The sequence below is a fragment of the Dyella flagellata genome (assembly GCF_030160275.1).
GTDB classification, from domain to species: domain Bacteria; phylum Pseudomonadota; class Gammaproteobacteria; order Xanthomonadales; family Rhodanobacteraceae; genus Dyella_B; species Dyella_B flagellata.
Map to the genome: position 1 here is coordinate 168,388 of NZ_BSOA01000049.1, position 24,176 is coordinate 192,563.

Annotated in this window: 20 protein-coding genes, 1 tRNA gene and 2 pseudogenes; 7 read left to right on the plus strand and 16 right to left on the minus strand. The window is 60.7% G+C overall.

Features of this window, described 5'->3' with window-relative positions; genetic code table 11:
- Positions 1 to 33: 33 nt before the first annotated feature.
- A complete protein-coding gene (locus tag QQJ96_RS20915; protein ID WP_284333963.1) occupies positions 34 to 2,883 on the minus strand; it encodes a TonB-dependent receptor domain-containing protein in 2,850 nt (949 codons plus the stop codon).
- A 775-nt stretch (positions 2,884 to 3,658) separates the two neighbouring features.
- On the opposite strand from QQJ96_RS20915, the pseudogene QQJ96_RS20920 reads away from it, so the two are divergent.
- Positions 3,659 to 6,580, plus strand: a pseudogene (locus tag QQJ96_RS20920) (TonB-dependent receptor).
- A gap of 45 nt (positions 6,581 to 6,625) precedes the next feature.
- Here QQJ96_RS20920 and QQJ96_RS20925 read toward each other — a convergent pair.
- The gene (locus QQJ96_RS20925; protein ID WP_284333964.1) at positions 6,626 to 7,129 is read right to left on the minus strand and encodes an HXXEE domain-containing protein; all 504 of its coding nucleotides are present in this window, start codon (positions 7,127 to 7,129) and stop codon (positions 6,626 to 6,628) included.
- Between the two features lie 400 nt (positions 7,130 to 7,529).
- Here QQJ96_RS20925 and QQJ96_RS20930 point away from each other — a divergent pair, with 400 nt between their 5' ends.
- Positions 7,530 to 7,994 carry a hypothetical protein gene (locus tag QQJ96_RS20930; protein ID WP_284333965.1) on the plus strand — a complete coding sequence of 155 codons (465 nt, stop codon included), beginning with the start codon at positions 7,530 to 7,532 and terminating at the stop codon, positions 7,992 to 7,994.
- A gap of 122 nt (positions 7,995 to 8,116) precedes the next feature.
- On the opposite strand, the gene QQJ96_RS23630 is transcribed toward QQJ96_RS20930, so the two are convergent.
- The 4 genes from QQJ96_RS23630 to rplM all read right to left on the minus strand — a co-directional run bounded on the left by QQJ96_RS23630 (position 8,117) and on the right by rplM (position 10,884).
- Positions 8,117 to 8,632, minus strand: a complete 516-nt coding sequence (locus tag QQJ96_RS23630) for a guanyl-specific ribonuclease (protein WP_404649347.1) — start codon at positions 8,630 to 8,632, stop codon at positions 8,117 to 8,119.
- A gap of 1,281 nt (positions 8,633 to 9,913) precedes the next feature.
- A tRNA-Gln gene (locus QQJ96_RS20940) sits at positions 9,914 to 9,987 on the minus strand.
- Positions 9,988 to 10,053: 66 nt separating this feature from the next.
- Complete coding sequence (rpsI, locus tag QQJ96_RS20945) at positions 10,054 to 10,446, minus strand: 30S ribosomal protein S9 (RefSeq protein ID WP_284333966.1); 393 nt, start codon at positions 10,444 to 10,446, stop codon at positions 10,054 to 10,056.
- Positions 10,447 to 10,455: 9 nt separating this feature from the next.
- Positions 10,456 to 10,884, minus strand: coding sequence for a 50S ribosomal protein L13 (gene rplM, locus QQJ96_RS20950; RefSeq protein ID WP_284333967.1), 429 nt, complete (start codon positions 10,882 to 10,884; stop codon positions 10,456 to 10,458).
- Positions 10,885 to 11,018: 134 nt separating this feature from the next.
- On the opposite strand from rplM, the pseudogene QQJ96_RS20955 reads away from it, so the two are divergent.
- The 3 genes and pseudogenes from QQJ96_RS20955 to coq7 form a co-directional block, all read left to right on the plus strand.
- Positions 11,019 to 11,252 (plus strand): annotated as a pseudogene (locus QQJ96_RS20955) (4Fe-4S dicluster domain-containing protein); the annotation flags it as partial.
- 288 nt (positions 11,253 to 11,540) lie between these two features.
- Entirely contained in the window at positions 11,541 to 12,218 is a 678-nt protein-coding gene (locus QQJ96_RS20960; RefSeq protein WP_284334051.1) for a (Fe-S)-binding protein, read from the plus strand.
- Positions 12,203 to 12,856: a 2-polyprenyl-3-methyl-6-methoxy-1,4-benzoquinone monooxygenase gene (coq7, locus tag QQJ96_RS20965; protein WP_404649349.1), complete on the plus strand. Its 654-nt coding sequence runs from the start codon at positions 12,203 to 12,205 to the stop codon at positions 12,854 to 12,856. The genes QQJ96_RS20960 and coq7 overlap by 16 nt, the downstream gene beginning before the upstream one ends.
- Positions 12,857 to 12,949: 93 nt before the next feature.
- On the opposite strand, the gene speD is transcribed toward coq7, so the two are convergent.
- Entirely contained in the window at positions 12,950 to 13,735 is a 786-nt protein-coding gene (gene speD / locus QQJ96_RS20970; protein ID WP_126685269.1) for an adenosylmethionine decarboxylase, read from the minus strand.
- A gap of 384 nt (positions 13,736 to 14,119) precedes the next feature.
- Here speD and crp point away from each other — a divergent pair, with 384 nt between their 5' ends.
- Positions 14,120 to 14,857 (plus strand): cAMP-activated global transcriptional regulator CRP, encoded by a 738-nt coding sequence (gene crp, locus QQJ96_RS20975; RefSeq protein ID WP_404649350.1) that lies wholly within the window; start codon positions 14,120 to 14,122, stop codon positions 14,855 to 14,857.
- A 104-nt stretch (positions 14,858 to 14,961) separates the two neighbouring features.
- Here the strand turns inward: crp and QQJ96_RS20980 are convergent, their stop codons facing one another.
- The 7 genes from QQJ96_RS20980 to QQJ96_RS21010 all read right to left on the minus strand — a co-directional run bounded on the left by QQJ96_RS20980 (position 14,962) and on the right by QQJ96_RS21010 (position 20,970).
- Positions 14,962 to 15,927 carry a bifunctional helix-turn-helix transcriptional regulator/GNAT family N-acetyltransferase gene (locus QQJ96_RS20980; RefSeq protein ID WP_284333970.1) on the minus strand — a complete coding sequence of 322 codons (966 nt, stop codon included), beginning with the start codon at positions 15,925 to 15,927 and terminating at the stop codon, positions 14,962 to 14,964.
- Between the two features lie 183 nt (positions 15,928 to 16,110).
- Positions 16,111 to 16,812: a haloacid dehalogenase-like hydrolase gene (locus QQJ96_RS20985; RefSeq protein ID WP_284333971.1), complete on the minus strand. Its 702-nt coding sequence runs from the start codon at positions 16,810 to 16,812 to the stop codon at positions 16,111 to 16,113.
- Positions 16,813 to 16,814: 2 nt separating this feature from the next.
- A complete protein-coding gene (trpC, locus tag QQJ96_RS20990) occupies positions 16,815 to 17,609 on the minus strand; it encodes an indole-3-glycerol phosphate synthase TrpC (RefSeq protein ID WP_284333972.1) in 795 nt (264 codons plus the stop codon).
- A gap of 62 nt (positions 17,610 to 17,671) precedes the next feature.
- Positions 17,672 to 18,721 (minus strand): anthranilate phosphoribosyltransferase, encoded by a 1,050-nt coding sequence (gene trpD, locus QQJ96_RS20995; protein ID WP_284333973.1) that lies wholly within the window; start codon positions 18,719 to 18,721, stop codon positions 17,672 to 17,674.
- Positions 18,718 to 19,317, minus strand: a complete 600-nt coding sequence (locus QQJ96_RS21000; protein WP_284333974.1) for an anthranilate synthase component II — start codon at positions 19,315 to 19,317, stop codon at positions 18,718 to 18,720. Before QQJ96_RS21000 ends, trpD begins: the two co-directional genes overlap by 4 nt.
- Before the next feature lie 144 nt (positions 19,318 to 19,461).
- Positions 19,462 to 20,163: a hydrolase gene (locus QQJ96_RS21005; protein ID WP_284333975.1), complete on the minus strand. Its 702-nt coding sequence runs from the start codon at positions 20,161 to 20,163 to the stop codon at positions 19,462 to 19,464.
- A gap of 66 nt (positions 20,164 to 20,229) precedes the next feature.
- Positions 20,230 to 20,970, minus strand: coding sequence for a pirin family protein (locus tag QQJ96_RS21010; protein WP_284333976.1), 741 nt, complete (start codon positions 20,968 to 20,970; stop codon positions 20,230 to 20,232).
- Between the two features lie 110 nt (positions 20,971 to 21,080).
- Between QQJ96_RS21010 and QQJ96_RS21015 the strand changes: the two genes are divergently transcribed.
- Positions 21,081 to 22,022, plus strand: coding sequence for a LysR family transcriptional regulator (locus QQJ96_RS21015; RefSeq protein WP_284333977.1), 942 nt, complete (start codon positions 21,081 to 21,083; stop codon positions 22,020 to 22,022).
- Here the strand turns inward: QQJ96_RS21015 and QQJ96_RS21020 are convergent.
- Both QQJ96_RS21020 and trpE read right to left on the minus strand, forming a co-directional pair.
- The gene (locus QQJ96_RS21020; RefSeq protein ID WP_284333978.1) at positions 22,012 to 22,686 is read right to left on the minus strand and encodes a hypothetical protein; all 675 of its coding nucleotides are present in this window, start codon (positions 22,684 to 22,686) and stop codon (positions 22,012 to 22,014) included. The two genes, QQJ96_RS21015 and QQJ96_RS21020, sit on opposite strands and share 11 nt — an antisense overlap.
- A 3-nt stretch (positions 22,687 to 22,689) precedes the next feature.
- On the minus strand, positions 22,690 to 24,165 hold the full coding sequence (gene trpE, locus QQJ96_RS21025) for an anthranilate synthase component I (RefSeq protein WP_284333979.1): 1,476 nt from the start codon (positions 24,163 to 24,165) through the stop codon (positions 22,690 to 22,692).
- Positions 24,166 to 24,176 lie beyond the last annotated feature (11 nt).

Sequence of the window (24,176 nt, forward strand, 5' to 3'; positions counted from 1 at the left end):
CGGGGCTTTTTTTGTTAGTGCACGCGTTCTTGCTTACTTGTTGAACTTGTAGGTCGCCTCCACCATGAACTCACGGCCCTCGACGTTATAGTTCAGTGAGTTATACGGTTGAGACTGCGTACCCGGGTAGCTGCGATCGAGCGGCGGCATCTTGTTGAAGACATTGTCGATTTCCAACGACAGTTCCAGGCTCTTGATCGGACTATAGCTGGCCGAAATATTGTAGCGGATCCACGGCGCCAACCTGCCCGCACCCTGACCGGTGTAATTGTTGTCCAGCGTAGCTATGTAGTTCGGCGAAGCGCCATCCCGAATGCCATAGACGGTTACGCCCCACATTTGCGCCGGCGAGAGCCAGGAGACCGAGCCATCGACCCTGCTCTTGAAGTCCGTGCTGTAGAACGGCGAGCGCAGCAGATTGATGTAGGGATCGCCCGTAAACTGCTGCGACCGGTGCGTTACGATGTCGCTCCAGGAGGTCTTCGCATTGATGCTGCCGTAGGCACCAATGCCATGGCTGTAGCTCAATTCGGTTATCACCGCATTGAGATACTCACGCGCCACATTGACCTTCGGCGTATTGATCTGGGTAATCGGAGGCAGCAAGCCTGCCTGCATCGGAGTACCCGTGCGTATCACCTTGGACAATGCCTCCTGGCAAGTCGGCGAGTTGATATCGAGAGCGCCTAAGCGGCAGTTGGCTTCGGTCCGTGCAAGGAAGTCCGCATTCTGCGGCGCGACTTCATTACGGATGTTGTAGTGATAGTAATCCGACTTCAGCGCGAATCCTTCGAATGGCGAGAGCACGAAGCCCAAGCTGAAGGTCTTGGCAATGATCGGCTGCAGCTTCGGGTTTCCCGAGTTCTGGCTGAAGTAACTTTCCTGGCTCAGTATTCCCGGGCAGTTAGCGACATTGGCAGCACTGTAACCAAGCTTTGCGCAGTTGTAGTAGTCGGGAGTGCTCGCGTAGGAGCCGCTGGGACCCTGGAACTCATCCGGCAAGGTCGGCGCCTTGAACGCCGTACCATACGTACCGCGCAGCAGCAGCAGGTCGCCAAACGGGCGGAATTCAACGCCAAGGTTATAAGTCGCGTGGCTCACGGTACCACCGGCGACGTTATAACCGTCGTAGCGGCCGGACAAGTCCGCGGTCAGCATCGAGAACAGCGGAGCATTGAACTCCACCGTACCGGCATAACGCGAGCGATGGCCCTCGCCTGACACGTCGGTAACCTGATAGGTTTGACCGCTGAGCGTGCGCGCGTCGGGCGTATAGTTCCAGCCCTGATTGCCGCCCTCGACCACCATCGCCAGACCGGCATCTCCTCCTGGCAGCGTGAACAGCGACGTATCGGTCACCTGGGTACGCAGCATGTTGTCCCATGTTTTGGCGTACGACTCGCTGTACCCGGTAAATGCGTTAAATGACGCCCTCGATATCGGCGAATAGAACGCCTGGTAATTGGGTTGATAAATCGGGGCGCCATTGGGGTCGACGCCAAGCTGAGGGCCAAGTATGTTGCCGAAGTAGTTATTGATCGGGGTCGTCCAGCGCTGCCAGGTTCGCTGCTGCAAGTGATCTTCGGAATGGTTGAAGGTCACATCGTAGTCCCAATTCGATTGACCGAAGCCGCCTTTCGCACCCAGGGTCATCAGCCACGAATTTTCGACGTTGTTATCCATGATGTTCCGCAAGCCGCCAGTCTCTTCCGGACTGAACTCACGCTGCAACATCACCTCGTCCTGAAGGGTATTATCGAAGTAAGTGGGACTTTGGTAGAACCCAGTGCCGGTCGAGTACTTCTGCTGATCGTAGCTGTACAGCAAATTGCCATAAAGCTGCAGATCATCACTCACGTCGTACGTGGCACGGGTGTAGAGGTTTGCAGAATGATCCTGGCTGGCTTCGGTGTAATAACCAGCAGCGTATTGCGAGCCACAATAGTTGCCGCGGCCTGGACGGTTTTGCAGTCCAAGGGTGCCATTGAATTCGCCAGTTGCGGCGGAGCATCCGATACCAGGATTCAAGTGGTTCGGATCGTAATATGCGTTCGCGATTTGCGTTTGGCTGATTACAAGGTAGTTGCGCGCAGCCGTGGCGGGCGAGGTGCCTTGATTGAAGTATGTCCGGGTCAAGCTGCGATTGAAGCCCCAGATCGGGTCGGTGCTCTCGATCTGCACGCCGGTCATGACGTTCAATTTGCCGAAGGTAAATCCATCGGCACCGTACACGCGCCGGTCGACGCCACCTCCGCCGGTATGCCAGCCGTAACGCGCATCGACGACCGGGGCGTCAAGCTTCTTCTTCAGCACGATATTGATCACGCCGGCAATGGCGTCCGAACCGTAGATCGACGAATTACCTCCCGGCAAGACGTCGATATGATCAACCATCTCGATCGGAATGCTGGTCAAGCTGTTAAAGGCTTCGGTACCGTTATAAAGTGCCGGGAAATCACCCATCGGCAGACCATCGATCAGATACTTGGTGTAACTGGGATCAAGGCCGAAGAAGCTGATGGTTTTCGCAGTCTGAGTGAAACCACCCGAATAATTCGATCCCTGCACACTGCCCGTCGCAAAGGTTCCTTCGCGTAGCACATCGGCGACGCTGGTAAAGCCGCGATCCTTCATCTGTTGCGCGGTGATCGTGATGACTGGCTTGCTGGTCTCAATCTGGGTCTGAGGAATCAGCGAACCGGTGACGCTAACCGTTTCCAGCTTCTTGGGCTTCCCAGTCACGTCTTGCGTTGAGGTGCCAGGTGAAGACTGGTCCTGTGCCGCATTGGCCGCATCATCCGCTGAGACGTTACCCGCATAAGCGCTCGCGCTCCCGAACGCCAAAGCCAGCAAAACGGCTGCGCAAAGTTTCGACTTCAACATTATTCAATCCCCTTAAGCTTACTTGAGTTCCGCGGACGCCCTCCTTGGAACGCCGCGCAGCCGACACGCCGCAACCGTCCAGCCTCGTCACGCGAAGCAGGACTGATACGACAATTCGAATTGGCACAAGCGAGGCAAGTGCCCCTAGCAGGCCCGTGCTGCAGGCATGTTTACAAAATATGTAAATCTTGTGCAAATGGCTTGCGGCCTATTTATGCTAAAAAATGTCCCAAAAACGCGGATTTTTATGTTCCCTGAAAAAAAGCGATTTATTTTTTGCATGACAGGTAGGGATTCATACGCGCCCACCGTTTTATTTTAGTTTGCCGCTCACAAATAGCGGCTATTTCGCGCCGCGGACTGCCCGCACTGATCGTCGATCGGAAAACGACCTGATCAAATTTTGCACAGCTCATGCGCCGACCGAGATAGGCCGTATCGGGCAACAACATGGATAGCACCCAGCGTCATCCATGCTTTCTGTCTGCGATGGTGCGAGCTTCTGCTTTCGACGACACACAAGCTAGCCTTGCTCCAGGCCTTCGACCCGGCCCGAGGCTGAGGGGTAGCGCGAACACATCCGCTTCACTCAGCTGAACCTTTTCGCACGATCCTGCTGCATCGCAGGATGACATCGGCAAATTCCCTCGCCCATCCTCTGGCCCACGACCAGGGTTCACTGATGACGAAAAACCGCACGCGCCAATGCGCGTGCGCCGAGGGCAAGCAATGCCCGACAAGCGCAAGAGGTGCTTTTTCTTAGGGAGGGGATCGCATGAGTGGTTGCAAGTCACCGCGCAAGACGGTGAGCTTTACTGGTTTGCAGCGCCGTCCGTTGATGGCGGCATGTGCGTTGGCGCTTATGACCCACTTGCTTGTGCCAGGGGCGCAAGCCCAAGAGACGCGGGCCCAGCAGGACGCCAACGCAAGCTCCCAGCAAAACGCCACGCAGTCAGCCAATCCGCAGAAGCCTGTCGAGCAAGGCTCGGTGCACAGCCTGGACAAGGTGGTCGTCACCGGCATTCGCGGCAGCATCGAGGCCGCCTTGAAGGCCAAACAGAATTCCGACGACATCGTCGAGGCGATCTCGGCCGAAGACATCGGCAAACTGCCGGATGCGAGCATTGCCGAGAGCCTATCCCGCTTGTCGGGCCTGGCCACGCAACGCGTGGATGGTCGCGCCAATGTCATTTCCATTCGCGGCTTCTCGCCGGATTTCACCGGCACCACCCTCAACGGGCGCGAGCAAGCCACCGTCGGCGAAAACCGAGGCGTGGAGTACGACCAGTATCCGTCGGAGCTGATCAGCGGCGCTGTCGTTTACAAGACACCCGATGCCAGCGTGATAGGGCAAGGACTTTCCGGCACGGTGGACTTGCACACCATTCGGCCATTGGACATGCCCAAGCGAGCCATTGTCGCCAACCTGCGCGGCGAATACACCAGCAACGGCGTTCTCAATCCCGGCACTGGCGTGGGGGATCTCGGGCACCGCGCCAGCTTCTCCTATATCGATCAATTTTTCGACCACACGCTAGGCCTGGCGATCGGCTTCGCCCAACTCGACTCGCCCATCCAGGAGAAGCAATACCAGGCATGGTGGTGGAGTGTGGACAATGGTCCGGCCGGTATCGACCGCAACTGGGGTGGTCCGCATACGCCGGGCATGCCGGACAACCTGATCTCGCAGGAAGGCATGCAACTGCGCGCGCAGTCGGAAAATCAATTGCGCAACGGCTTGATGGCCGTGCTGGAATGGGCGCCAGGCGACCATTACCACTCCACGCTCGACCTGTACTACTCCACGTTCAACGAACGCAAATACAAGAACGGCGTGCAGTGGTCTAGCAGCCCCTACAACAACATTTCCTATGCGGACGTGGGTGCAACCCCGGCCTTGCCGTATCCCATCGTCACCTCGGGCACCATCAACGGCATCCAGCCTATCCTGCAGAACGAATACACCAAGGAGCACGACAAGCTGTTCGCCGCCGGCTGGAACAATCAATACGACTTCGGCGACGGCTGGACTGCGATGGCTGACTTGTCGTACTCCAGCGCGAAAAAGGATCTGCAAGATGCGTACCTGTTCGGCGGCCTGCCAAACAGCACCACCACCAGCGTGCAATTCAATACGCCGGTCGGCAATGGCTATCCGGACTTCATGCCGGGCGTAAACCTCGCCGACCCTTCCGTCATCCTGTTCACCGATCCGGACAACTACGGCTATGACGGCCGCCAGGAGTTCGACCGCCAGAATGACCACATCGGCGCTGTGCGGCTGGAGGTGAGTCATCCGCTGGGCTGGATCTTCAGCGATGTGACCCTAGGGGTGAACTACTCGGACCGCAAGAAAACCAAGCAGGCCGACGTGTTTTTCGCTTGGCTCAATGGCAACGGCGATGGTACCGGCTCTGCGTATCGTCCAGGCTTCGGCGCACCGATCGATCCCAGCCTGCTGTACGGACCGACATCGCTGAGTTATGGCGGCATTTCCGGCATCCTCGACTACAACGTGCTGGATGCGCTGCAGCAGCAATTCTATCTCACCCAACGCAATGGCCAATCCGACTGGAGCCGCAATTACACCGTGGAGGAGAAAGTCCCGGTTGGCTATGTGAAATTCAATATCGACACCCAGTTGGGCAATGTACCGCTACGCGGCAACCTTGGCGTGCAGTTCGTGCATACCGATCAGTCCTCACGAGCGTTCCAGACCGATGGCAACACGCTGGTCGGCGGGCTCACCGGCAGCATCAAGTACAACAACGTGCTGCCCAGCCTGAACCTGGTGGCACAGCTCAGCGAAGGACAGTACCTGCGTTTCGGCTTCGCCAAGACCATGGCGCGCGGCCGCATCGACGACGAAAAGGTGGCCAGTTCCGCCGACGTAGCACTGGTCACCAACGGGCCGGGCGCAGGCCAGGTGCTGTGGTCCGGCACTGGCGGCAATCCGCAGTTGAAGCCTTACGTGGCGGTGGGCACCGATTTGTCGTGGGAAAAGTATTTCGGCAAATCCAGCTACGTCGCCGTGGCGGTGTTCAATAAGAACCTGCTGAACTATATCTACCAGAAGACCGTCCTGGATTTCGACTTTGCCAAGGCCGGCTATGTCAACGACAACCCGTCACTCACCCCCACCAGCAACATCGGTTCGTTTACCCGTCCGGAAAACGGCACCGGCGGCAAGATGCGCGGACTGGAACTTTCCGGCGCACTGGAGGGCGGCCTGGTGACGCCTGCTTTGGATGGCTTTGGCATCCAGGCCAATTTCTCGCTCACCAACAGCACCCTCCCGGTCAGCGCGGTCTCGACCATTCCCGGCAGCCCTTCCACCCTACCCGGCCTGTCGCGCAAGGTCGCGAACGTGGCGCTGTATTACGAAAAGTAAGGCTGGTCCGCCCGCATCGCCGAACGCTGTCGCTCATCCTTCACCGGCGAAGCGGTGGCACTGTTCGACCAGCTCGGCTACACCAAGATCCTGGCCGACAAGCAGACGGACCTGCAGCTTGAATATGATTTTTCCGAAGGACGCTGGAACGGCTTGTCGATGTTGCTGCAGGTCTACAACCTGACCAACTCGCCGAACGTCACGCAGCAGATTTCCAAGCTGCCCAACAATGTGTCGGTGGCGCGGCCGCTGGACTACGTCACCTGGGGACGGACAGTGATGTTTGGGGTCAACTACAAGCTGTAGCAGAAGAAATGACGAAACAGCCGGGCCTGCTTGCGTCCGGCTTTTTCATCTTGCTGTCGTTCGTCGCGCGAACGAGAGCGCATACCCAAGTGCCAGAAAAACCAACACCGCCACCGGAATCATGGGAATACCTAGCGCCATCAGGCGAAACATGGCGCTCCAGGACATCCCTTCGGAAAGCCGCAGCGTGGCCACGACAAGCAACGAATACGGCAGCACCAGGCAGAGTGCCGATAGAGTCCCCGGCGTGAGTGAGTGGTGCAACAGGGACCTTCCAACGTGGCTAAACGCATTGAGCATCAGCGCGAAGTCGGCAATCAGGGAAATGTCGAGTAGCCAAGGAGTGCGATAGATCCACGTGAGTAAGCTCACCGCAGCTGTAGCAAGGGTGAGCAAAACCATGGCGCTACGAATGATTGGCCTGGTAAGCCATCGCGCAATGCGCGGAGGGTAGCTTTGAATGAAGTCGTCGTGGCGGAAATACTCTTCCACGTTGTGGATGCCAAGGATGATCGGAAATAGCGGGCCCAACACGTAGATACTCATCATGCACCCGGCTGATAATCGTCAGATAGATCGAGAGATGATCCTCGTTGGAAACCACAAAATTCTCAACAGAGGGATGTGGGTATCTGCGTGCCATCAGATTCTGCGCGAATAACCTGGCATCTCGCACCGCATCAACGCTCGTGTTGAAGCGAGGCAACTCTTTTTAACCGCTTCAAATCCGCTATCGCAGAGCAGTACGCGAGCAGGTTTCTTATTCTCAATAGAGGATCGTTGGCGGACAACCGTATGGTCTGAGTCCGCAGTCGCAAGCCATCTAAGTCGGGGCATAGGCAAGGCCCATCCCCCGGCATGATGTCCGGGGCCGGTGATGCTGGCCAGGTCTCAACGCGTGCGACCCGCAAATGCTGTAATCGTCCGCCGATTTTTATGAGATGTCCCCATGGACGCCCAGCCCGATACCACCCCCGTTGCCCAGGCATCCGCGCGCTCCAGTGGCCGCGCACCCGCCTTGCGAATGCGCACAATGGCGTGGGCCACCCTCCTGCTTCTGGGTATCAGTTCCACCGCGCTTTGCGCCTCGCGCGCTTCCAGCCATCTCTTCGGGGGCGTCCTTCATGCCCGCGGCCCGCATGGGGTTTACACCGACATCCGGTTCGAGCCGCACCGTCTAGTCGCGCGGGTGCATGAGCCCCACATGTGCGTATTGCACGCCCATCTTGTGCACGGGGACCCGCACGCCAGCCGCTACGCCATCGATCCACCTCAAGGCGGGCGCTTTTGCGATGAGCTGGTCGACGGAGAAATCGTGATCCATCCGCACTCGCCCAATGATGTGACGGCGGAGTTCCGATCGATGCGCATGGATTGGTCAGGAGAGTTTCGTCGCCACGCACCGGGCCGGTGATCCCTCAGACGGGGGCGACTGGGAGGGAATGGGGAATTTGCTTTTCACGGCTCCGACTCAGGGTTATCCATTTCCCCATCCGGTCGGTGGGAAAAGCCTCCCATCCCTCCCTGCGATGCCGCTTAACTGACTGCTTTGATGGCCCTGTTTATCTTGTTGCGTAAATCAAGATCCATCCCGGTAACGATGTAGAACCCGTTTCGCCACTCAGGATCGACGTTGTCCCTGGTATGGGCGAGCCGCGCCTGATCTTTTTGAGCCGGCGTACCCCCTTGAACCTGTACACGCTCATAGTGACAGGCCGTAAAGAACAATTGCGCAGTGACGCACCTGGCCACGATTCTCCGCGCACCACGATTGGTTACACCGGGAGTTGGCACCGTGTACTCGAGATAGCGGCCGCCAGGCAAATCACCAAACCTATTTCCGAAATTTGACCCGTCTTTCACCGGATAGGGGAAAGGCCCGTTGGAAATAATGAGATTGATGGTGTGGCGCGCTTCCGGAGGAAGTTTGTCGTAGTCGATGGAGTACAAGGCATTACCCATGCCACCTCCGCGTCCGAGCATGCCCTGACGTCGCATCGCATGCTCTTCGACAGCCCTATCGTAGTTTTCGCTGGTAACGGGATCAGCCATTTTCCTCATCCTCTGGTTGACTGCACTTTCCATGTAGCCTCGCGGCAAACTTCTGCGCGAGCCACGCCGACTTGCGCGCCGACGCCCTAAACCGTTTCCGCCGGCGTAAATTCAACTACCGTCCAACGCTCGTGTAACGGCCCGAACAAATCGCTCGCCCTGTGCCCGGCTGACCATCAACGCCGGCAGAGATTGGAACATATGTCGTAGATGAGTTTCGGTGATACCGAGCACATAGGTAAGCGCAAGCAAACACGCGCAGGCAATTCTTAGCGATTCGAATCAGACTGCACTCGGGTGGTTAGCCCCACCTCAGCTCATCTTGCGACGATCGCACGCATCCTGCTTTGCATCGAACGGAGGCAACTCAATGACTCACAAACAAGCGTGCAGGTCGCTCACTTGGGCGCTCGGCGCGAAATTGGGCCAAGTCAGACGACCTGTCAATGTCCAATTGCCGCAGTCTTGGCTTTCCTTGGCGACGTGGCTGCTCTCTCAGCCCGCCTTGTAGGAATCCGCCTACAGACCAAAGCGACGGTGCCTGATACCCCGACCCCATGCGTTTGTAGAAAATATCCTCATGCTTCGTGAGTCCCGCCGATGTTTCGGCTGGTGAAACGGACGTCAGGCGCGACAAGGAGGTCGCGATCGACGATCGGAGCATCATCAAGGATGATGACGTTTCCAAAGCCCCGGCCTAGCCGGGGCTTTTTCGTTCTGGCGTTGGCTCACGGCGGCAACCACTCATCGGCGATCAACAGATTCATAAGCCCGTAAGACACCTACGGCTTAGATTTCAGCGCCCAAAAGATGGATATTGCTTCAGCGCCGCCCAAATTCGTTGCAGACGACAAGCCGAACCGAGGCCCGGGTTCGGAAAACCTCCCGCCCAAACGCAAAAAGCCCGCCTTTATGGCTTTAGCTGGGAGACTAGGATTGTGAGCCCCATCCATGGGGCTCACCCCTCCGCGCAAAACGCTCCGGGGCCAGCGCACGCGCTGTCCAAATTTGTTCCAGACAAATTTGTCGAACGAGGCCCGTCTCCTGAACCCTCCCAGCCAAAAACAGAAAGCCCGCCATAAAGGCGGGCCTTCTGGCTTTAGCTGGGAGACTAGGATTGTGAGCCCCATCCATGGGGCTCACCCCTCCGCGCAAAGCGCTCCGGGGCCAGCGCACGCGCTGTCCAAATTTGTTCCAGACAAATTTGTCGAACGAGGCCCGTCTCCTGAATCCTCCCAGCCAAAAACAGAAAGCCCGCCATAAAGGCGGGCCTTCTGTTTTTGGCTGGGAGACTAGGATTCGAACCTAGATAAACGGAGTCAGAGTCCGTTGTCCTACCGTTAGACGATCTCCCAAAACTCGTACCGAGCGGTGCGCTCTGACCTGGTGCACCGTCCGGGAAGGGCTGCCTCTGGCGAGGATTAGCGCTTCGAGAACTGGGTGGCGCGACGGGCTTTGTGCAGACCGACCTTCTTACGCTCGACTTCGCGGGCGTCGCGGGTCACGAAACCAGCCTTGCGCAACGTCGACTTCAGGCTTTCATCGTATTCGATCAGGGCGCGGGCGATGCCGAGACGGATCGCGCCGGCCTGGCCGGTGATGCCACCGCCAGCGACAGTAACCTTGATGTCGAACTTGTCGACGCTCTGGGTCAGTTCCAGCGGCTGGCGCACGATCATGCGCGAGGTTTCGCGGCCGAAGAAGTCGTCCAGGCTCTTGCCGTTCACTTCGATCTGGCCGTTGCCCTTGCGCAGGAACACGCGAGCTGCGGAGGTCTTGCGGCGGCCGGTGCCGTAATTCTGCTGAATCGCCATGATGCTTCCTTAAATTTCCAGCGCCTTCGGCTGCTGGGCGGTATGCGGATGTTCGGCACCGCCGTACACCTTGAGCTTGCGATACATCTCGCGGCCCAGCGGGTTCTTCGGCAGCATGCCCTTCACGGCGATCTCGATGACGCGCTCAGGATGGGTAGCCAGCATATCTTTCAGGCTGGTGGTCTTGAGGTTGCCGACGTAGCCGGTGAAACGGTGATACATCTTGTCGTCCAGCTTGGCGCCGGTAACGGCCACCTTCTCGGCGTTGATCACGACGATGTAGTCGCCGGTATCGACGTGCGGGGTGAACTCGGGCTTGTGCTTGCCGCGCAGGCGACGCGCAATCTCGGTCGAGAGGCGACCGAGCGTCTTGTCCGTGGCATCAACCACGTACCAGTCGCGCTTGACGCTTTCCGGCTTGGCGCTGAACGTTTTCATTTCGGAATACCTGTCTGCCACCCATAGGGCGGTAAGCGGAATCGGTGAATAAAGGCGCGAGATGATAGCGAAGCTTTCATCCATCGCGCAAGCCCACGGTGGGATTGCGAGCCACGAATGATAGCATGAACAGCATGCCTCTTGAGAACCCCCGCCACCGGATCGCTGTGCTGGCCGACCAGTGCGTGCAATGCGGCCTTTGCCTACCCGTCTGCCCCACCTATGCCCTGGACGGCAATGAAGCCGAGTCGCCGCGTGGGCGGATTGCTATCGCGGCGGCGCTTGCCAGGGGGACGGTCTTACCGAACGCTGAGCTGCGGGAGCCGCTGGATCACTGCCTGGGGTGCCTGAGTTGCGAGCGGGTTTGTCCGGCGGGGGTGAAGTATGAGGAGTTGCTGGTGGAGACCCGCGGCCTGTTGGGGCCGGCGCCTGGGCGACCTGAGGTTTTACTGCAGATAGTGAAGCGGCCATGGCTGAATCGCCTGGTGCAGGGCTTGGCTCGTTGGAGCAGGGCCAGCCGTTGGCTTGGGTTGATATTGCCTGCTGCCTGGCGGGCAGGGTTGGCTTTTGCAAAGCAAAAAGGAGGTCTTGTCGGTTACGGCAAGCTCGGGCAACACCACCCCGGCCCTCCCCTGCCAAGCAGGGGAAGGGCGACGGTGGCGCTGTTTCCTGGTTGCGCGGGCAGCGTGCAGGATGTTGAGGCCGAGCGTGCCGCGGAAACGCTGCTGGCAGCGGCCGGATATCATGTGGTGCGCCTGCCGGCATTCTGTTGCGGCGCACTGGATGCGCACGACGGCGCCTTACGCGTAGCCGAGGCGGCATCCGCCCGCATTAAACAGGCTTGGACTGGAGCACGCGCCAATTACCTGGTTACGGTGACACCGGGCTGCCTGAGCACTCTGCGCAAGTCCCTGCCGGAGGTGCATGTGGACGATCCCTATCGCCTGCTGGCCGAACAGATCGATACCTTGTCGTTTAATCCCCTGCCCGCCCGGCTCGCGCTGCATGTGCCCTGCACGCAGGCCAATGTGGCGCGTAGTGATACGGCCCTGTTGAAGCTGCTGCAGCGGATTCCCCAATTGGAGCTGCAGCGCCTGCCTGCCCCGCCCTATTGCTGCGGCGCCGCCGGCAGCCACGTGCTGCAGTTTCCGCAACGAGCTGCGCAACTACGCAAAAGCGTACTGACGCACGTCGAGACGCTGGATGTACAAGCCCTTCTGTCGTCCAATATCGGCTGCCGGTTGCACCTGGCGGCAGGCCTGGAAGAAAAAGCCTCCCGCCTACTCACGCTGCACCCGCTGACCCTGCTTGCGCAGCAATGGATATCGTCATGAACGTACGCACGCTTACTCCACTCGATCGCCTGCTTGCCGGCATCGAACATGCCCTGGAAACCGTTGCCGGCACGCCGGAAGCGCATCGCCCTACCCCCGCCCACCATTTCGCCGACGCCGAGCTGGACGACAAAGAACGCCGCCACGTTGCCGGACTGATGCGCGTGAACCACACCGGCGAGGTATGCGCGCAGGCGCTGTACGACGGACAAGCCGCCCTGGCACGCAAAGAAGAGAACCGCGCACACCTCACCGATGCAGCCGCCGAGGAAACCGATCACCTCGCCTGGTGCGCCGAACGCCTGCACGAACTGGAAAGCCAGCCCAGCCTGCTCAATCCGCTGTGGTACGCCGGCAGCTACGCCATCGGCGCCCTGGCGGCGCTGGCAGGTGACAAGGTCAGCCTGGGATTCGTGGTGGAAACGGAGAAGCAGGTGGAGGCGCACCTGGCCGAGCATATGCACCGACTGCCTGCGCAGGACGAGCGTTCGCGCGCGGTGTTGAAGCAGATGCAGGAGGACGAGGTGCGGCATGCGCAGAACGCGCGGGAGCGTGGCGGCATCGCGCTGCCGTTTCCGATTCCGCAGCTGATGCATGCGACATCGCTGGTGATGAAGACGGTGGCGTATCGAGTTTGAGTAAGAACCAAGAGCCAAGCTAAAAGTCGCTGGGCCCCAGCGTTCGCCGGGGCGACGAGGACCACAAAAAACCCGCCTTTCGGCGGGTTTTCGTTACATCAGGTTGCGACCGTGGAACAGTTCTTCGATCTCCCGACGCAGCAGCTGCTCAATCTTCTGGCGCTCCTTGAACGATAGATCGTCCGCGTGCGCCTCGAACAGGTAGGTGTCGAGGTCGAAGTCCTTGATGTGCATCTTGGTGTGGAAGATGTTCTCTTGGTACACGTTCACGTCGAACATTTCGTACTTCTGGCGGATGTGGCGCGCCAGGTAGTCCTGCACCGAGTTGATCTTGTGGTCGATGAAGTGCTTCTTGCCCTTCACGTCGCGGGTGAAGCCGCGCACGCGATAGTCGCACACCACGATGTCCGACTCGAAGCTGTCGATCAGGTAGTTCAGGGCCTTCAGCGGGGAGATCACGCCGCAGGTGGCCACGTCGATGTCCGCGCGGAAGGTGGCAATGCCGTTGTGCGGATGCGTTTCCGGGTAGGTATGGACGGTGATGTGGCTCTTGTCCATGTGCGCCACCACGGCATCGGAAATCGTGTCGCGGCCGAGCTTCTCGACCACCGGCTCCTCGGAGATGAGGATGGTCACGGACGCACCCTGCGGGTCGTAGTCCTGGCGGGCCACGTTGAGGATGTTCGCACCGATGATCTCGGCCACGTCGGTCAGGATCTGGGTGAGGCGATCGGCGTCGTACTGCTCGTCGATGTACTCGATGTAGCGCTGGCGCTGGTCTTCCGATACCGCATAGCAGATATCGTAGATATTGAAGCTCAGGGCCTTGGTCAGGTTGTTGAAGCCCTGCAGACGCAGGCGAGGGAGGGGTTTCACCACGGCGACACTCCATGGCCGGGTCACGGCCGACAGGTGAGGCGGGTTAGCTACAAGGGTCCCCGCTGGTTGAAAAAGCGTGCTGGACCCTTATCCTGCACGCCCCTTGTGTACGGACGATGGCAGTGGGCTGCCTTCGGTCCGGAAGACTGCGAAGTATGCGGCAATTGGACGGAAAACAGAACCAGCCAGCCCCTTTTTTTGCACTGCGGCGTGACGGGGCACCGGGGGAATGGTTTGCGAGGGGGCATCGAATGGATCACGCAGGCTGCTTGCCGCCGATCACGTCCTCTATGCAGGGCGCCACAGAACATCCCTCTGCTTCACATGTCTTTGCCATAATGCGAAAGTCGCAAAGGACGCGCTTCGATCCGTATTGGTCGCAGGATGGGCGACCCTAGAGATCAACTCAGCTTGGGGAAAACTTCTGTGGTGCAACTGAAATACCAGTTACAACAGGCCTTCGAACGTTCACAGGCGCCGCTAGGCTTTGCGCCCGACCCAGCTTCCATGGAACGTTTCCTTGGGCTCTGCCACCGTCGCCGCTACCCGGGCAAAACCGCCATCATCCGCCCCGGTGACCCTGCCAACACCCTTTACTACGTCATCGAAGGCTCGCTGGCCGTCTGCACGGAAGACGAGCAGGGCCGTGAACTCATCCTCGCCTACATCAGCCGCGGCCAGTTCATCGGCGAGATGGGCCTATTCGTCGAGCAGGCGCAGCGCGAGTCGATGGTGCGCACCCGCAGCCCTTGCGAGATGGCCGAGATCAGCTACGAGCGCCTGTTCCAGCTGATGGAAGGCCCGCTACGCGACGAGTGCCCGAAGATCCTGTTCTCCATCGGCGCCCAGCTTACCCACCGCCTGCTGCGCACTTCGCGCCAGGTGAGCCGCATGGCCTTCATGGACGTCACTAATCGCATCTCCCGCACCCTGCTGGACCTATGCCAGGAGCCGGACGCGATGAGCCATCCTGACGGCACGCAGATCCGCATTTCGCGCCAGGAAGTCAGCCGCATCGTCGGCTGCTCGCGCGAGATGGTCGGGCGCGTGCTCAAGCAGCTCGAAGAACAGGGCATGATCGACGTGTCGGGCAAGACGATCGTGGTGCGCGGCACGCGCTGAGCTGGATGCAGTCGCCCCGGTGCACGCCGGGGCCCAGCGCCTCCAGTGACCATGCGCGGGCCGTTCAAAGTCACCTAAGTCCCCGCTTTCGCGGGGACGACGAATCAAGCAGGCCGCTTCTTCGAGGGCTGATAAATCATGTACACATCCGCCCGCTCGTAATGCGAGCCCGGGCGCACCGACGGCTGCAAGACAAAGCCCGCCTTTTCGTACATGCCCAACGCGGTCTTGAGGCGACTGTTGGATTCTAGAAACAGGGTGTGGCCATCGCACCGGTGGAATTCGGCGATGCATGCATCAAGCAGACGCTTGCCTGCCCCCAGCCCACGGAAAGTTTCATCCACGCCCATCTTGGTCAGTTCGAACACACCGGGCGATTCGTGCAGCAAGGCACAGGTACCTATGATCTCCTCACCCAGCCGCGCGAAGAAGATCGCACCGCCCGGCTGCAGGATGTAGCGTTCCGGATCGCTTAGCACGGCCTTGTCGATCTCCTCGATGCGGAAGTAGCGCTCCAGCCACTGCGCATTCAAGCGGTAGAAGTGTTCGCGTAACTCCGGCGCGTAGGGAACGACCTGAAGAGGCGTCGCCTTGATGGTTGCGTGCTCGGCCAGGATCGCCTCGGCTACCGGGCGTTCCTGCAAGGCGCGCTCGCAGGCCTCGATGGCATTGAGCAACTGCATGGCATGTTCTTCCAATGAGGTACTTACTCCGCGCCGCACGGCGCACCAGATCGGGCCGAGCTCGGCCAGTGAGGCATGCGCCTTGTCGGTGAGCACCAGCACCGTGCGGCGGCCATCGGCCGGATCGCGCCGCCGCCGCATCATGCCCGAACGCACGAGCTTGTCGCTGAGCTGGCTCACCGCCGAGTGGGTCTGGCCGATCGCAGCAGCCACTTCGCTCACCGAGCTGGGACCGGTGTCCCACAAATAACGTAGCACCGGCAGCCAGCGGGATTCGATGCGGGCACCGAGGGTCTGGTAGACCTCGTCGGCGGCGCCATAGAAGTGGTCGCTGAGGGCTTTCAGGCGGCTGCCGAGTGCCAGTTTGCCCAGGGATGCCAGGTACATATGGATGTCTGCAGGAGAGATGCGTAAGCACTAACGTATCTTGCCCCGACCGAAGCTGCAAGCCTCCCGAGGGCACCCTGTAGGCCGGGATGACAATCCCAGCTTTCATGCGGGTGGATGGATGCTGGGATTTCATCCCAGCCTACGCGACGCTTTGGCGGATGTTCCAAAGGCGGGCGGCAGTCAGTACCAGGCCACCCGTGTCACCGCCCTGCCCAGCGCCTTCTCCACCCGCTTGCACAGCTTGGGCGTGCCATTGACCAGCACCGCCTCGCCGGCCTGCTTGAGCATCGGCATGTCCTGGAAGGAATCGCTGTAGGCCAGCCGCCAGCCGGTCACGCCCTGGGCGGCAAGGTTCTGCACCTTGCGACGGCCAACGTTGTGCATATACACGCGCATGCCGAACAAGCCGGGCTTCAGCTGTGAGGCGACGATGCGCAGTTCGGGCAGGCCCAACTGGCTCAGCAGGCGCGTGACCAGGATCCGCTCGCAACCTGTGACGACAATCACTTGGTCGCCTTCCGCCAGATGCCGGCGCAAAACGCTCAGGCCATCGCGATAAAACTGGCGTGGGCGGCGCACGAGCTCGTCGGCAAAAGCTTCGGCGGCGACCTGGTAGCGTTGTGCCCCAAGGCCGCATAGCGCCACGTGGATCAGTGCCCGGCTCGCAAGCCGGCGCGAAAACACGCTGCACAACAACCACCATGGCAAGCACAGTATTGCCAGAAATTTGTAGATCGGCGAACCGGCGTAGCGATGCTGGATGAACAGCCCGAAAGCATCGCCCTGGAATAGCACGCCGTCGAAGTCGAACAGCACTGTGCGCGACGCATCGGCATCGCTGCCCGCTTGCGCCGGCGCGTGATTCGTTTCCCCTGTAAACATGATCAGTGCGTATTGAACAGCCGCTTCAGTTCCTGCCCAGGGTCGGCCGCGCGCATGAACGCCTCGCCGACCAGAAATGCGTTGATACCCGCCTCGCGCAAACGCTCCACGTCCTGCGGCGTATGGATGCCCGACTCGGCGACCAGGATGCGGTCGTATTCCATCAGTTGCTGCAGTCCGAGCGTGGTATCGAGCGAGGTTTCGAAAGTGCGCAGGTTACGGTTGTTGACGCCGATCAGCGGTACGGGCACGGCTTGCGCGCGCTCCAGCTCTTCGGCGTCGTGCACTTCGCACAGTACGTCCAGGTCCAGGTCGGCGGCCAGCAGCGACAGCTCCAGCAGATCCGCATCGCCCAGCGCGGCTACGATCAGCAGGATGCAATCGGCGCCGATCGCGCGCGCTTCGTACACCTGGTAGGGATCGATCACGAAATCCTTGCGCAACACCGGCAGCGAGCAGGCCGCGCGCGCCTGCCGCAGGAAGTCCTCGCTGCCCTGGAAGAAATCCTTATCCGTGAGCACCGACAGGCATGCCGCTCCGCCCAGTTCGTAACTGCGCGCGATGGCGACCGGATCGAACTCGGCGCGGATCACGCCCTTGCTCGGGCTGGCCTTTTTCACTTCAGCGATCACCGCCACGTCGCCCGCGGCAATCTTCGCTTCGACCGCCGCGGCGAAACCACGCGTATCGGGCATGTCCGCCACGCGCGCAGACAGCTCCTTCAGAGGCAACTTGGCGCTGCGCTCGGCGAGCTCTTCCGCCTTACGAGCAAGAATGCGTTGAAGAATGTCGGTCATGAGGCTCTGATCGGCACAGGTGGGATAACGGGGAGGCGGCAAGACCGCGTCCGGGGCTAGTATCAACTATCTGCCAGCCGCCGGGTGGCTGCAACGAACGCTTCCATTTTGGCACGTGCCGCGCCGCTGGCGATGGTCGCCCGGGCCAGCTCGATGCCACCGGCGATGCTGCCAACCAGCCCGGAGGCATACAACGCGGCCCCTGCGTTCAGGCAGACGATGTCGCGCGGCACCCCCTGGCGGTTGCCTAGGGCGTCCAGCAGCAGGGCTTTGGATTCCTCGGCGTTTTCCACCCTAAGGTTGCGGCTGGAGGCCATGGCCAGGCCAAAGTCTTCCGGCTCCACTTCGTACTCGTGCACCTCGCCGTCGCGCAGCTCGCCCACCAGGGTGGAAGCGCCCAGCGAAATCTCGTCCATACCATCGCGCCCCCACACCACCAGGGCATGCTGGGCTCCCAAGGCCTGCAAGACGCGCACCTGGATGCCGACCAGGTCCGGATGGAACACCCCCATCAGGATGTTTGGCGCACCCGCCGGATTGGTGAGCGGACCGAGAATGTTGAACAGCGTGCGCACGCCCATTTCCTTGCGCACCGGGGCGACCACTTTCATCGCCGGGTGATGGTTGGGCGCGTACATGAAGCCGATGTCGGTCTCGGCCATGCATTGCGCCACCTGCGCGGGCTTCAGGTCGATGCGCGCACCGAGTGCTTCCAGCACATCTGCGCTACCCGATTTGGAGGAAACGCTGCGCCCGCCGTGCTTGGCAATGCGGGCGCCGGCCGCGGCAGTCACGAACATCGCCGCGGTGGAAATATTGAAAGTCGACGCCCCGTCGCCGCCGGTACCGACGATATCCACGAAATGGGGGTGCACCGGCGCATCCACTTTCGCCGACAGCTCACGCATGACACGCGCCGCTCCGGTGATCTCACCTACCGTTTCCTTCTTCACGCGCAGGCCGGTGATGATCGCCGCCGTCATCAGCGGGCTCACTTCGCCGTTCATGATCTGGCGCATCAGCGCGATCATTTCATCGTGGAAGATCTCGCGGTGCTCGATCGTCCGCTGCAGGGCCTCCTGCGGCGTGATGGTGATCAGGCGCGCCGTCATGCGGCGAGCTGGTGCAGCGGCAGGCCCAGGAAATTCCGCAGCAGGTCGTGGCCGTGCTGGGTGAGAATCGATTCGGGATGGAACTGCACGCCTTCGACTGCCAGGGTCTTGTGGCGCAGCCCCATGATCTCGTCGATGGAACCGTCCGGGTGCTCGGTCCAGGCAGTGATTTCCAGGCAATCGGGCAGCGAGGTCTGCTCCACCACCAGCGAGTGGTAGCGGGTGGCCTCGAACGGATCCGGCAAGCCGGCAAACACCCCCTTGCCCCGGTGACGCACAGGCGAGGTCTTGCCATGCATGATCTGCTTGGCGCGAATGACCTTGCCGCCGAACGCCTGGCCGATCGCCTGGTGCCCGAGGCACACGCCGAACACCGGAATTTCCCCGCTCAGCTCGCGCAGCACCGCCAGCGAAACGCCGGCGTCGTCCGGCGTGCCCGGCCCCGGGGAAATCATGATGTGCGAGGGCTTCAACGCGCGGATACCGGCGATGTCCAGCGCATCGTTGCGCACCACCTTCACCTCCTGCCCCAACTCGCCCAGGTACTGCACGAGGTTGAAGGTGAAGCTGTCGTAGTTGTCGATCATCAGCAGCATGATTGGCCTAACTCTCTGATCTCATGGGCACCCGCATCTAACCGGGCGGTCATCGAAAGACGGAACCAGCATTATGCATTGTAGCGGCCGTCATCGCGGCAGTGCAGCAATGGCGGAGGCCCGGCATGGCCGAAGGGGATCGCCTTATCGGTTGAGCATGGTGTTCTTGTAGAAGATCCCAAGCCCCGTCGAACCGGCATGCCTGGAGAGGATGTCGACGACCTTGCCGGCGGTTTCTTTCTTGCTCCAATCCGCCTGCCATTCGAGCATGACCGGCAACCAGGTGATCGGCACCGCGCCGGCTTGCACCAGGCGCTGAACCGCGCGTTCGTGCGATTCGGCATCGTAGTCGCCGCTGGCGTCCGTCACCACGTAGACTTCGTACCCTTCCTTAAGCGCCGACAGAGCTGGCAGCACGATGCAATTGTCGGTCCAAAGCCCAGCCATGATGATCTTCTTGCGGCCTGCTTTGCGCGCCTGATGGAGGTAATCGGCGACTCGCGGGTCCTGCCACGCATTGATGGTGGTGCGGTCAATCGGTGTGACGTTCGGCGCCGCGGCCTGGATTTGCGGGAATACCGGCCCGCCGAAACCTTTTGCGGTGATGGTGGTGATGAGGGTCGGCACCTTGAACGCTTGCGCCGCCTCGGTGAGTCCCTCGGCGTTGTTGATCAGCGAATCGATGGAGGTGGAGCGGGTCGAAAAGGCGAACTGGGGCTGCATATCGATCAGCATGATGATGCTGTTGTCGGGCGTCAGTTCGTCCAGTACGGGAGGTGCAGCATGCGCTACGGTGGCAGAGACAGCGAGCGAGATGGCAACAATGGCAGAAGCCAGGCGTGACATGGTGTTTCCTTTACAGGCAAGGATTTGTACAGCTGAAACGGAAGAGCGTCCGGCGAGGTTTTTCGCTTAGGCCGAAACGGCCGGAAGATCGATCAGTAAAAGCTCCTGACCGGCATGCCCGATGGCCGTGACGGCGAAAGCTGCGGCGCTTGGCCAGGCCATGGCATCGCCCGTATCGAGCTGCTCGGGCACGGCGCTGCAGGCGGTCTGCACGCTTACCGGGCCGCTGGCCACATGGAGGTAGAGACTGCGCCCGGGCGACGGCACGTAGTTGAGCGGAGCGTCAGGCCGCGGCCGGGTCAGGTAGAGCTTCGCATCCTGGTCCAGGGGCAGGCTGACGTCGTCATCGCGCTCGGAGGCGATCAACTGCCATTTGCCCTCGCGTTCGGCCGTATCGAATCGCTGGATGCGGATGCTCGGCTCCTGACCGAGTTGGCGGGGCGTGAGCCACACCTGCAAATGATGATCCAACACGCGATCGTCAGCGTTCATCTGGCTGTGGTGGATGCCCGTTCCCGCTCGCATCATCATGATCTCGCCCGGCCGGATGACAGCCTGGTAGCCCAGGCTATCGGCATGTGCGATAGCTCCTGCGAGCGGAATCATGAAGATTTCCATGTCTCTATGCGGATGCATGGCAAAACCGCTTGCCGGTTGTACCCAATCCTCATTGAGGACGCGCAGCGCGCCGAACTGCATACGCGCTGCTTCCTGGTAACTGCCAAAGGAAAAGCTGAAGCGTGCTTGCAGCCAATCGCTCGCCAGCTTGCCACGGGACTCTGAGCGGCGAATTTCATAGGGTTCCATTTCGTGCCTCCTGCCTGCTCGGCGTCATCGCCAGTGAGGGCACTGTAAAACTTCCATATAGGACTTAGTTGTACTATTTAGGCACTTCATTAAGTCGCAAATGGAACGAAATGGACGGGCCTTCCCTGCAACACCTGCGCGCTTTTCGAGCCCTGGCCGAATTGATGTCGTTCAAACGCGCGGGCGAGCGCCTGGGGATTGGCGGCAGCGCCGTCAGCAAGCTGATCGCGAACCTTGAGCAGGACCTGGGCGCACAGCTGTTTCAGCGCACCACCAGGACCTTGACCATGACCGAGGCCGGGGCGGTGTTTTACGATTCGGTGGTACGCATCCTCGACGAAACCGAGTTAGCCATCGAGCGACTGCAAGAACAGGGCGCACAGCCCCACGGGCAACTGCGCGTTTCGTTGCCTCATTCCTTCGGTTTGCGCTGGGTGGCTCGGCGTGTGCCGGATTTTTTGGCGCGCCACCCTCACCTGACGCTCGACTTGTCGCTCAACGACAGGTACGTCGACGTAGTGGCCGAAAGATATGATTGCGCGCTGCGCATCGGCTCAGCGTTGCCGGACTCATCGCTTTATGCTCGGCGGCTAGGTGCCGTTTCACGGGTGCTTGTGGCAGCGCCGCGCTATCTGAAGCACGCGCCGCCGCTGAACAATCCTGCCGACCTCACCCACCATCGGGCCTTGTTCTATGCGCACTCTGACCGGGCCGCATGGCCATTCATGGTCGACGGCCGCGAGCTTGCCATGCCGGTGAACGGCCGCCTGAAAGTGGACAGCAGCCTGATGCTGCGCGATGCACTGTTGGCCGGGATGGGCCTGACTCTCACCCCGCATTTCATCGTTGACGACCTGCTCGAAACAGGGCAACTGATACCGCTGCTGCCGGCCTTTATGCCTGCGCCGCATGGTGTTTACGTCGTCACGTCGCAAAGAAAACACCTACCCGGCAAGACACGGGCCTGGATCGAGTTCATCGAGCAGGAACTCGAAGCGAGTGGCTACGGCATATCGCCTCGGTATGGCAGGCCGTCAATCCTCAAGGGCTGACCAGCACATGTGAGGTATAGCTCTCGACCACCAGGCTGAAAGGCTGGTTGTCGCCGGTATACAGCACGGCGCGATGCTGCAACACGTGGTCGGGGATGGCCAAAGGCTGATCGCTGGGGGGAGGCAAGGGCTTGCCGCTGTCCCAGCCTTCGGGCAAGGGCGACCACAGCAGGTCGGCGGAGAGGGTCTGGCGGCGGAAGTGCAGCGGCTGGACCACTTTGCCGAACGGTACGTCGGACGTATCCAGCTGATGATTCATTTCGTCGGTGAGGCGTGCAGGCACGTACCAGTTATCGGCGTCCGACAGCACGACGTCGCCACAGCTCAAGGCCACCCGGCGATAGCCCACCTTTTCGCCAGGTTCTATGTCGAGCAGCTTGCGCCCATCATCAGGCAACGGCTTGGGCACGCCAAGCACGCGATGGGCAACGACCTTTGCGTTCGGCGACAAGTGATGTGCTGCACACCAACGCTCCAGGGTGAGCGTAGCGCTCGGGTGGCTTAGCAGCTGCGCGTTCAAGCTCTGCAGCTCGGCCAGCGCCTGCGTGCGACTCAGCGGCGTATCCGCCCAATTTTTGCTGGACTCTCGCGCCAACAATGGCGATGCGCACGTCAGCACGGCCATAACCGTAAGGCAACTAATTCCACGAGTGGTGTTTCGCATAGCTCACAATCCTTTGGCCGCTTGGGCCACCGCGCGGAACAACGCGCGTCCCTTGTTCATGGTCTCCTCCCATTCTGACGCAGGATCGGAGTCGTACACGATGCCCGCACCCGCCTGCACGTGTAGGCGACCTCCCTGGATCACTGCGGTGCGAATGGCGATCGCGGTGTCGGCATCACCCCACCAGCCGATCCAGCCGATGGCGCCAGCGTAGATGTTGCGCTTGTAGGGCTCCAGTTCCTGGATGATTTCGATGGCGCGTATCTTTGGCGCGCCGCTGACGGTTCCGGCGGGGAACGTTGCCTTGAGCACATCCATGTAGGTGAGCTGCGGATGCGCGTCGCCCTGCACCTGCGACACAATGTGCATCACGTGCGAATACCGTTCGACCACGAAGGATTCGCTGACCTCGACGCTGCCGGTTTGACAGATGCGGCCGATGTCATTGCGGCCCAGATCGATCAGCATGACGTGCTCGGCGCGTTCCTTGGGATCGGCCAGCAGTTCGGCTTCCAGGTCCTGGTCCTCCTGCTCCGTGGCGCCGCGCCTGCGCGTACCGGCGATCGGGCGCACCACCACCTTGCCATCCTTGAGGCGCGCGAGGATTTCCGGCGACGAGCCGACGATCTGCGTGTCGCCCAGGTCCACGAAATACATGTAGGGCGAAGGGTTCATCGCGCGCAGCGCGCGGTAGACATCCACCGGCCTGGCATTGAAGCCGACGCTCAAGCGCTGGGAGGGCACCACCTGGAAGATGTCGCCCGCACGGATGTATTCCTTCGCGCGCTCCACCACAGCTTCGAATTCTTCGCGCGTGAAGGAGGATTTGAAGTCGCTTTCGTTGAGCGCGGTCGATTGGGTGAGTTGCGGATACGCCGCACCGCCCTGCCGCAACCGGTGCGTTAGCGCATCGAGCCGGCGCTGCGCATGCGCATAGGCCTGCGGCTGCGCAGGATCGGCGTGCACGATCAGGTACAGGCGGCCCTTGAGGTTGTCGAACACGGCGACTTCCTCGGCCAGCATCAGCAACACGTCGGGCGTGCCCAACTCATCGGGGCGATCCCATTGCGCCAGGCGCGGCTCGATGTAGCCCATCGTCTCAAAGCCGAAATAACCGACCAGGCCACCACTGAACGCCGGCAGCTGCGGCAGGCGCGGCACGTTGTACTGCTGACGCAGCCGTTCGATTTCGGCAAGCGGCTCGTCCAGATGGCGACGCTCGATGATTTCACCGGCGTCTTCCACTTCCAGTTCGTGCCCGCGCAGGCGATACACGCGCTTCGCCGGCAAGCCGATGATCGAATAGCGGCCCCAGGTCGCGCCGCCCTCCACCGATTCGAACAGGAAAGTGTACGGGCCGTCGGCCAGCTTGAGGTAGACCGACAGCGGCGTGTCCAGGTCGGAGAACACTTCGCGCACCAACGGGATGCGGGTGTGGCCTTGGGCGGCGAGCGCTTGGAATTCGTCGCGGGAAATCACGTGGGGGCATT

Excerpts from the sequence above, each read along its gene's own strand:
- trpD (WP_284333973.1), bottom strand. The coding sequence starts at position 18,721 with ATGACGGCGCGCCTGATCACCATCACGCCGCAGGAGGCCCTGCAGCGG.
- QQJ96_RS23630 (WP_404649347.1), bottom strand. The coding sequence starts at position 8,632 with ATGGCTGATCCCGTTACCAGCGAAAACTACGATAGGGCTGTCGAAGAG.
- QQJ96_RS21005 (WP_284333975.1), bottom strand. The coding sequence starts at position 20,163 with ATGTCACGCCTGGCTTCTGCCATTGTTGCCATCTCGCTCGCTGTCTCT.
- trpC (WP_284333972.1), bottom strand. The coding sequence starts at position 17,609 with ATGACCGACATTCTTCAACGCATTCTTGCTCGTAAGGCGGAAGAGCTC.
- QQJ96_RS21020 (WP_284333978.1), bottom strand. The coding sequence starts at position 22,686 with ATGCGAAACACCACTCGTGGAATTAGTTGCCTTACGGTTATGGCCGTG.
- QQJ96_RS21015 (WP_284333977.1), top strand. The coding sequence starts at position 21,081 with ATGGACGGGCCTTCCCTGCAACACCTGCGCGCTTTTCGAGCCCTGGCC.
- QQJ96_RS20915 (WP_284333963.1), bottom strand. The coding sequence starts at position 2,883 with ATGTTGAAGTCGAAACTTTGCGCAGCCGTTTTGCTGGCTTTGGCGTTC.
- QQJ96_RS20980 (WP_284333970.1), bottom strand. The coding sequence starts at position 15,927 with ATGTACCTGGCATCCCTGGGCAAACTGGCACTCGGCAGCCGCCTGAAA.
- QQJ96_RS20925 (WP_284333964.1), bottom strand. The coding sequence starts at position 7,129 with ATGATGAGTATCTACGTGTTGGGCCCGCTATTTCCGATCATCCTTGGC.
- coq7 (WP_404649349.1), top strand. The coding sequence starts at position 12,203 with ATGGATATCGTCATGAACGTACGCACGCTTACTCCACTCGATCGCCTG.
- crp (WP_404649350.1), top strand. The coding sequence starts at position 14,120 with ATGGGCGACCCTAGAGATCAACTCAGCTTGGGGAAAACTTCTGTGGTG.
- QQJ96_RS20985 (WP_284333971.1), bottom strand. The coding sequence starts at position 16,812 with ATGTTTACAGGGGAAACGAATCACGCGCCGGCGCAAGCGGGCAGCGAT.
- rplM (WP_284333967.1), bottom strand. The coding sequence starts at position 10,884 with ATGAAAACGTTCAGCGCCAAGCCGGAAAGCGTCAAGCGCGACTGGTAC.
- QQJ96_RS20930 (WP_284333965.1), top strand. The coding sequence starts at position 7,530 with ATGGACGCCCAGCCCGATACCACCCCCGTTGCCCAGGCATCCGCGCGC.
- QQJ96_RS21000 (WP_284333974.1), bottom strand. The coding sequence starts at position 19,317 with ATGCTGCTGATGATCGACAACTACGACAGCTTCACCTTCAACCTCGTG.
- QQJ96_RS21010 (WP_284333976.1), bottom strand. The coding sequence starts at position 20,970 with ATGGAACCCTATGAAATTCGCCGCTCAGAGTCCCGTGGCAAGCTGGCG.
- rpsI (WP_284333966.1), bottom strand. The coding sequence starts at position 10,446 with ATGGCGATTCAGCAGAATTACGGCACCGGCCGCCGCAAGACCTCCGCA.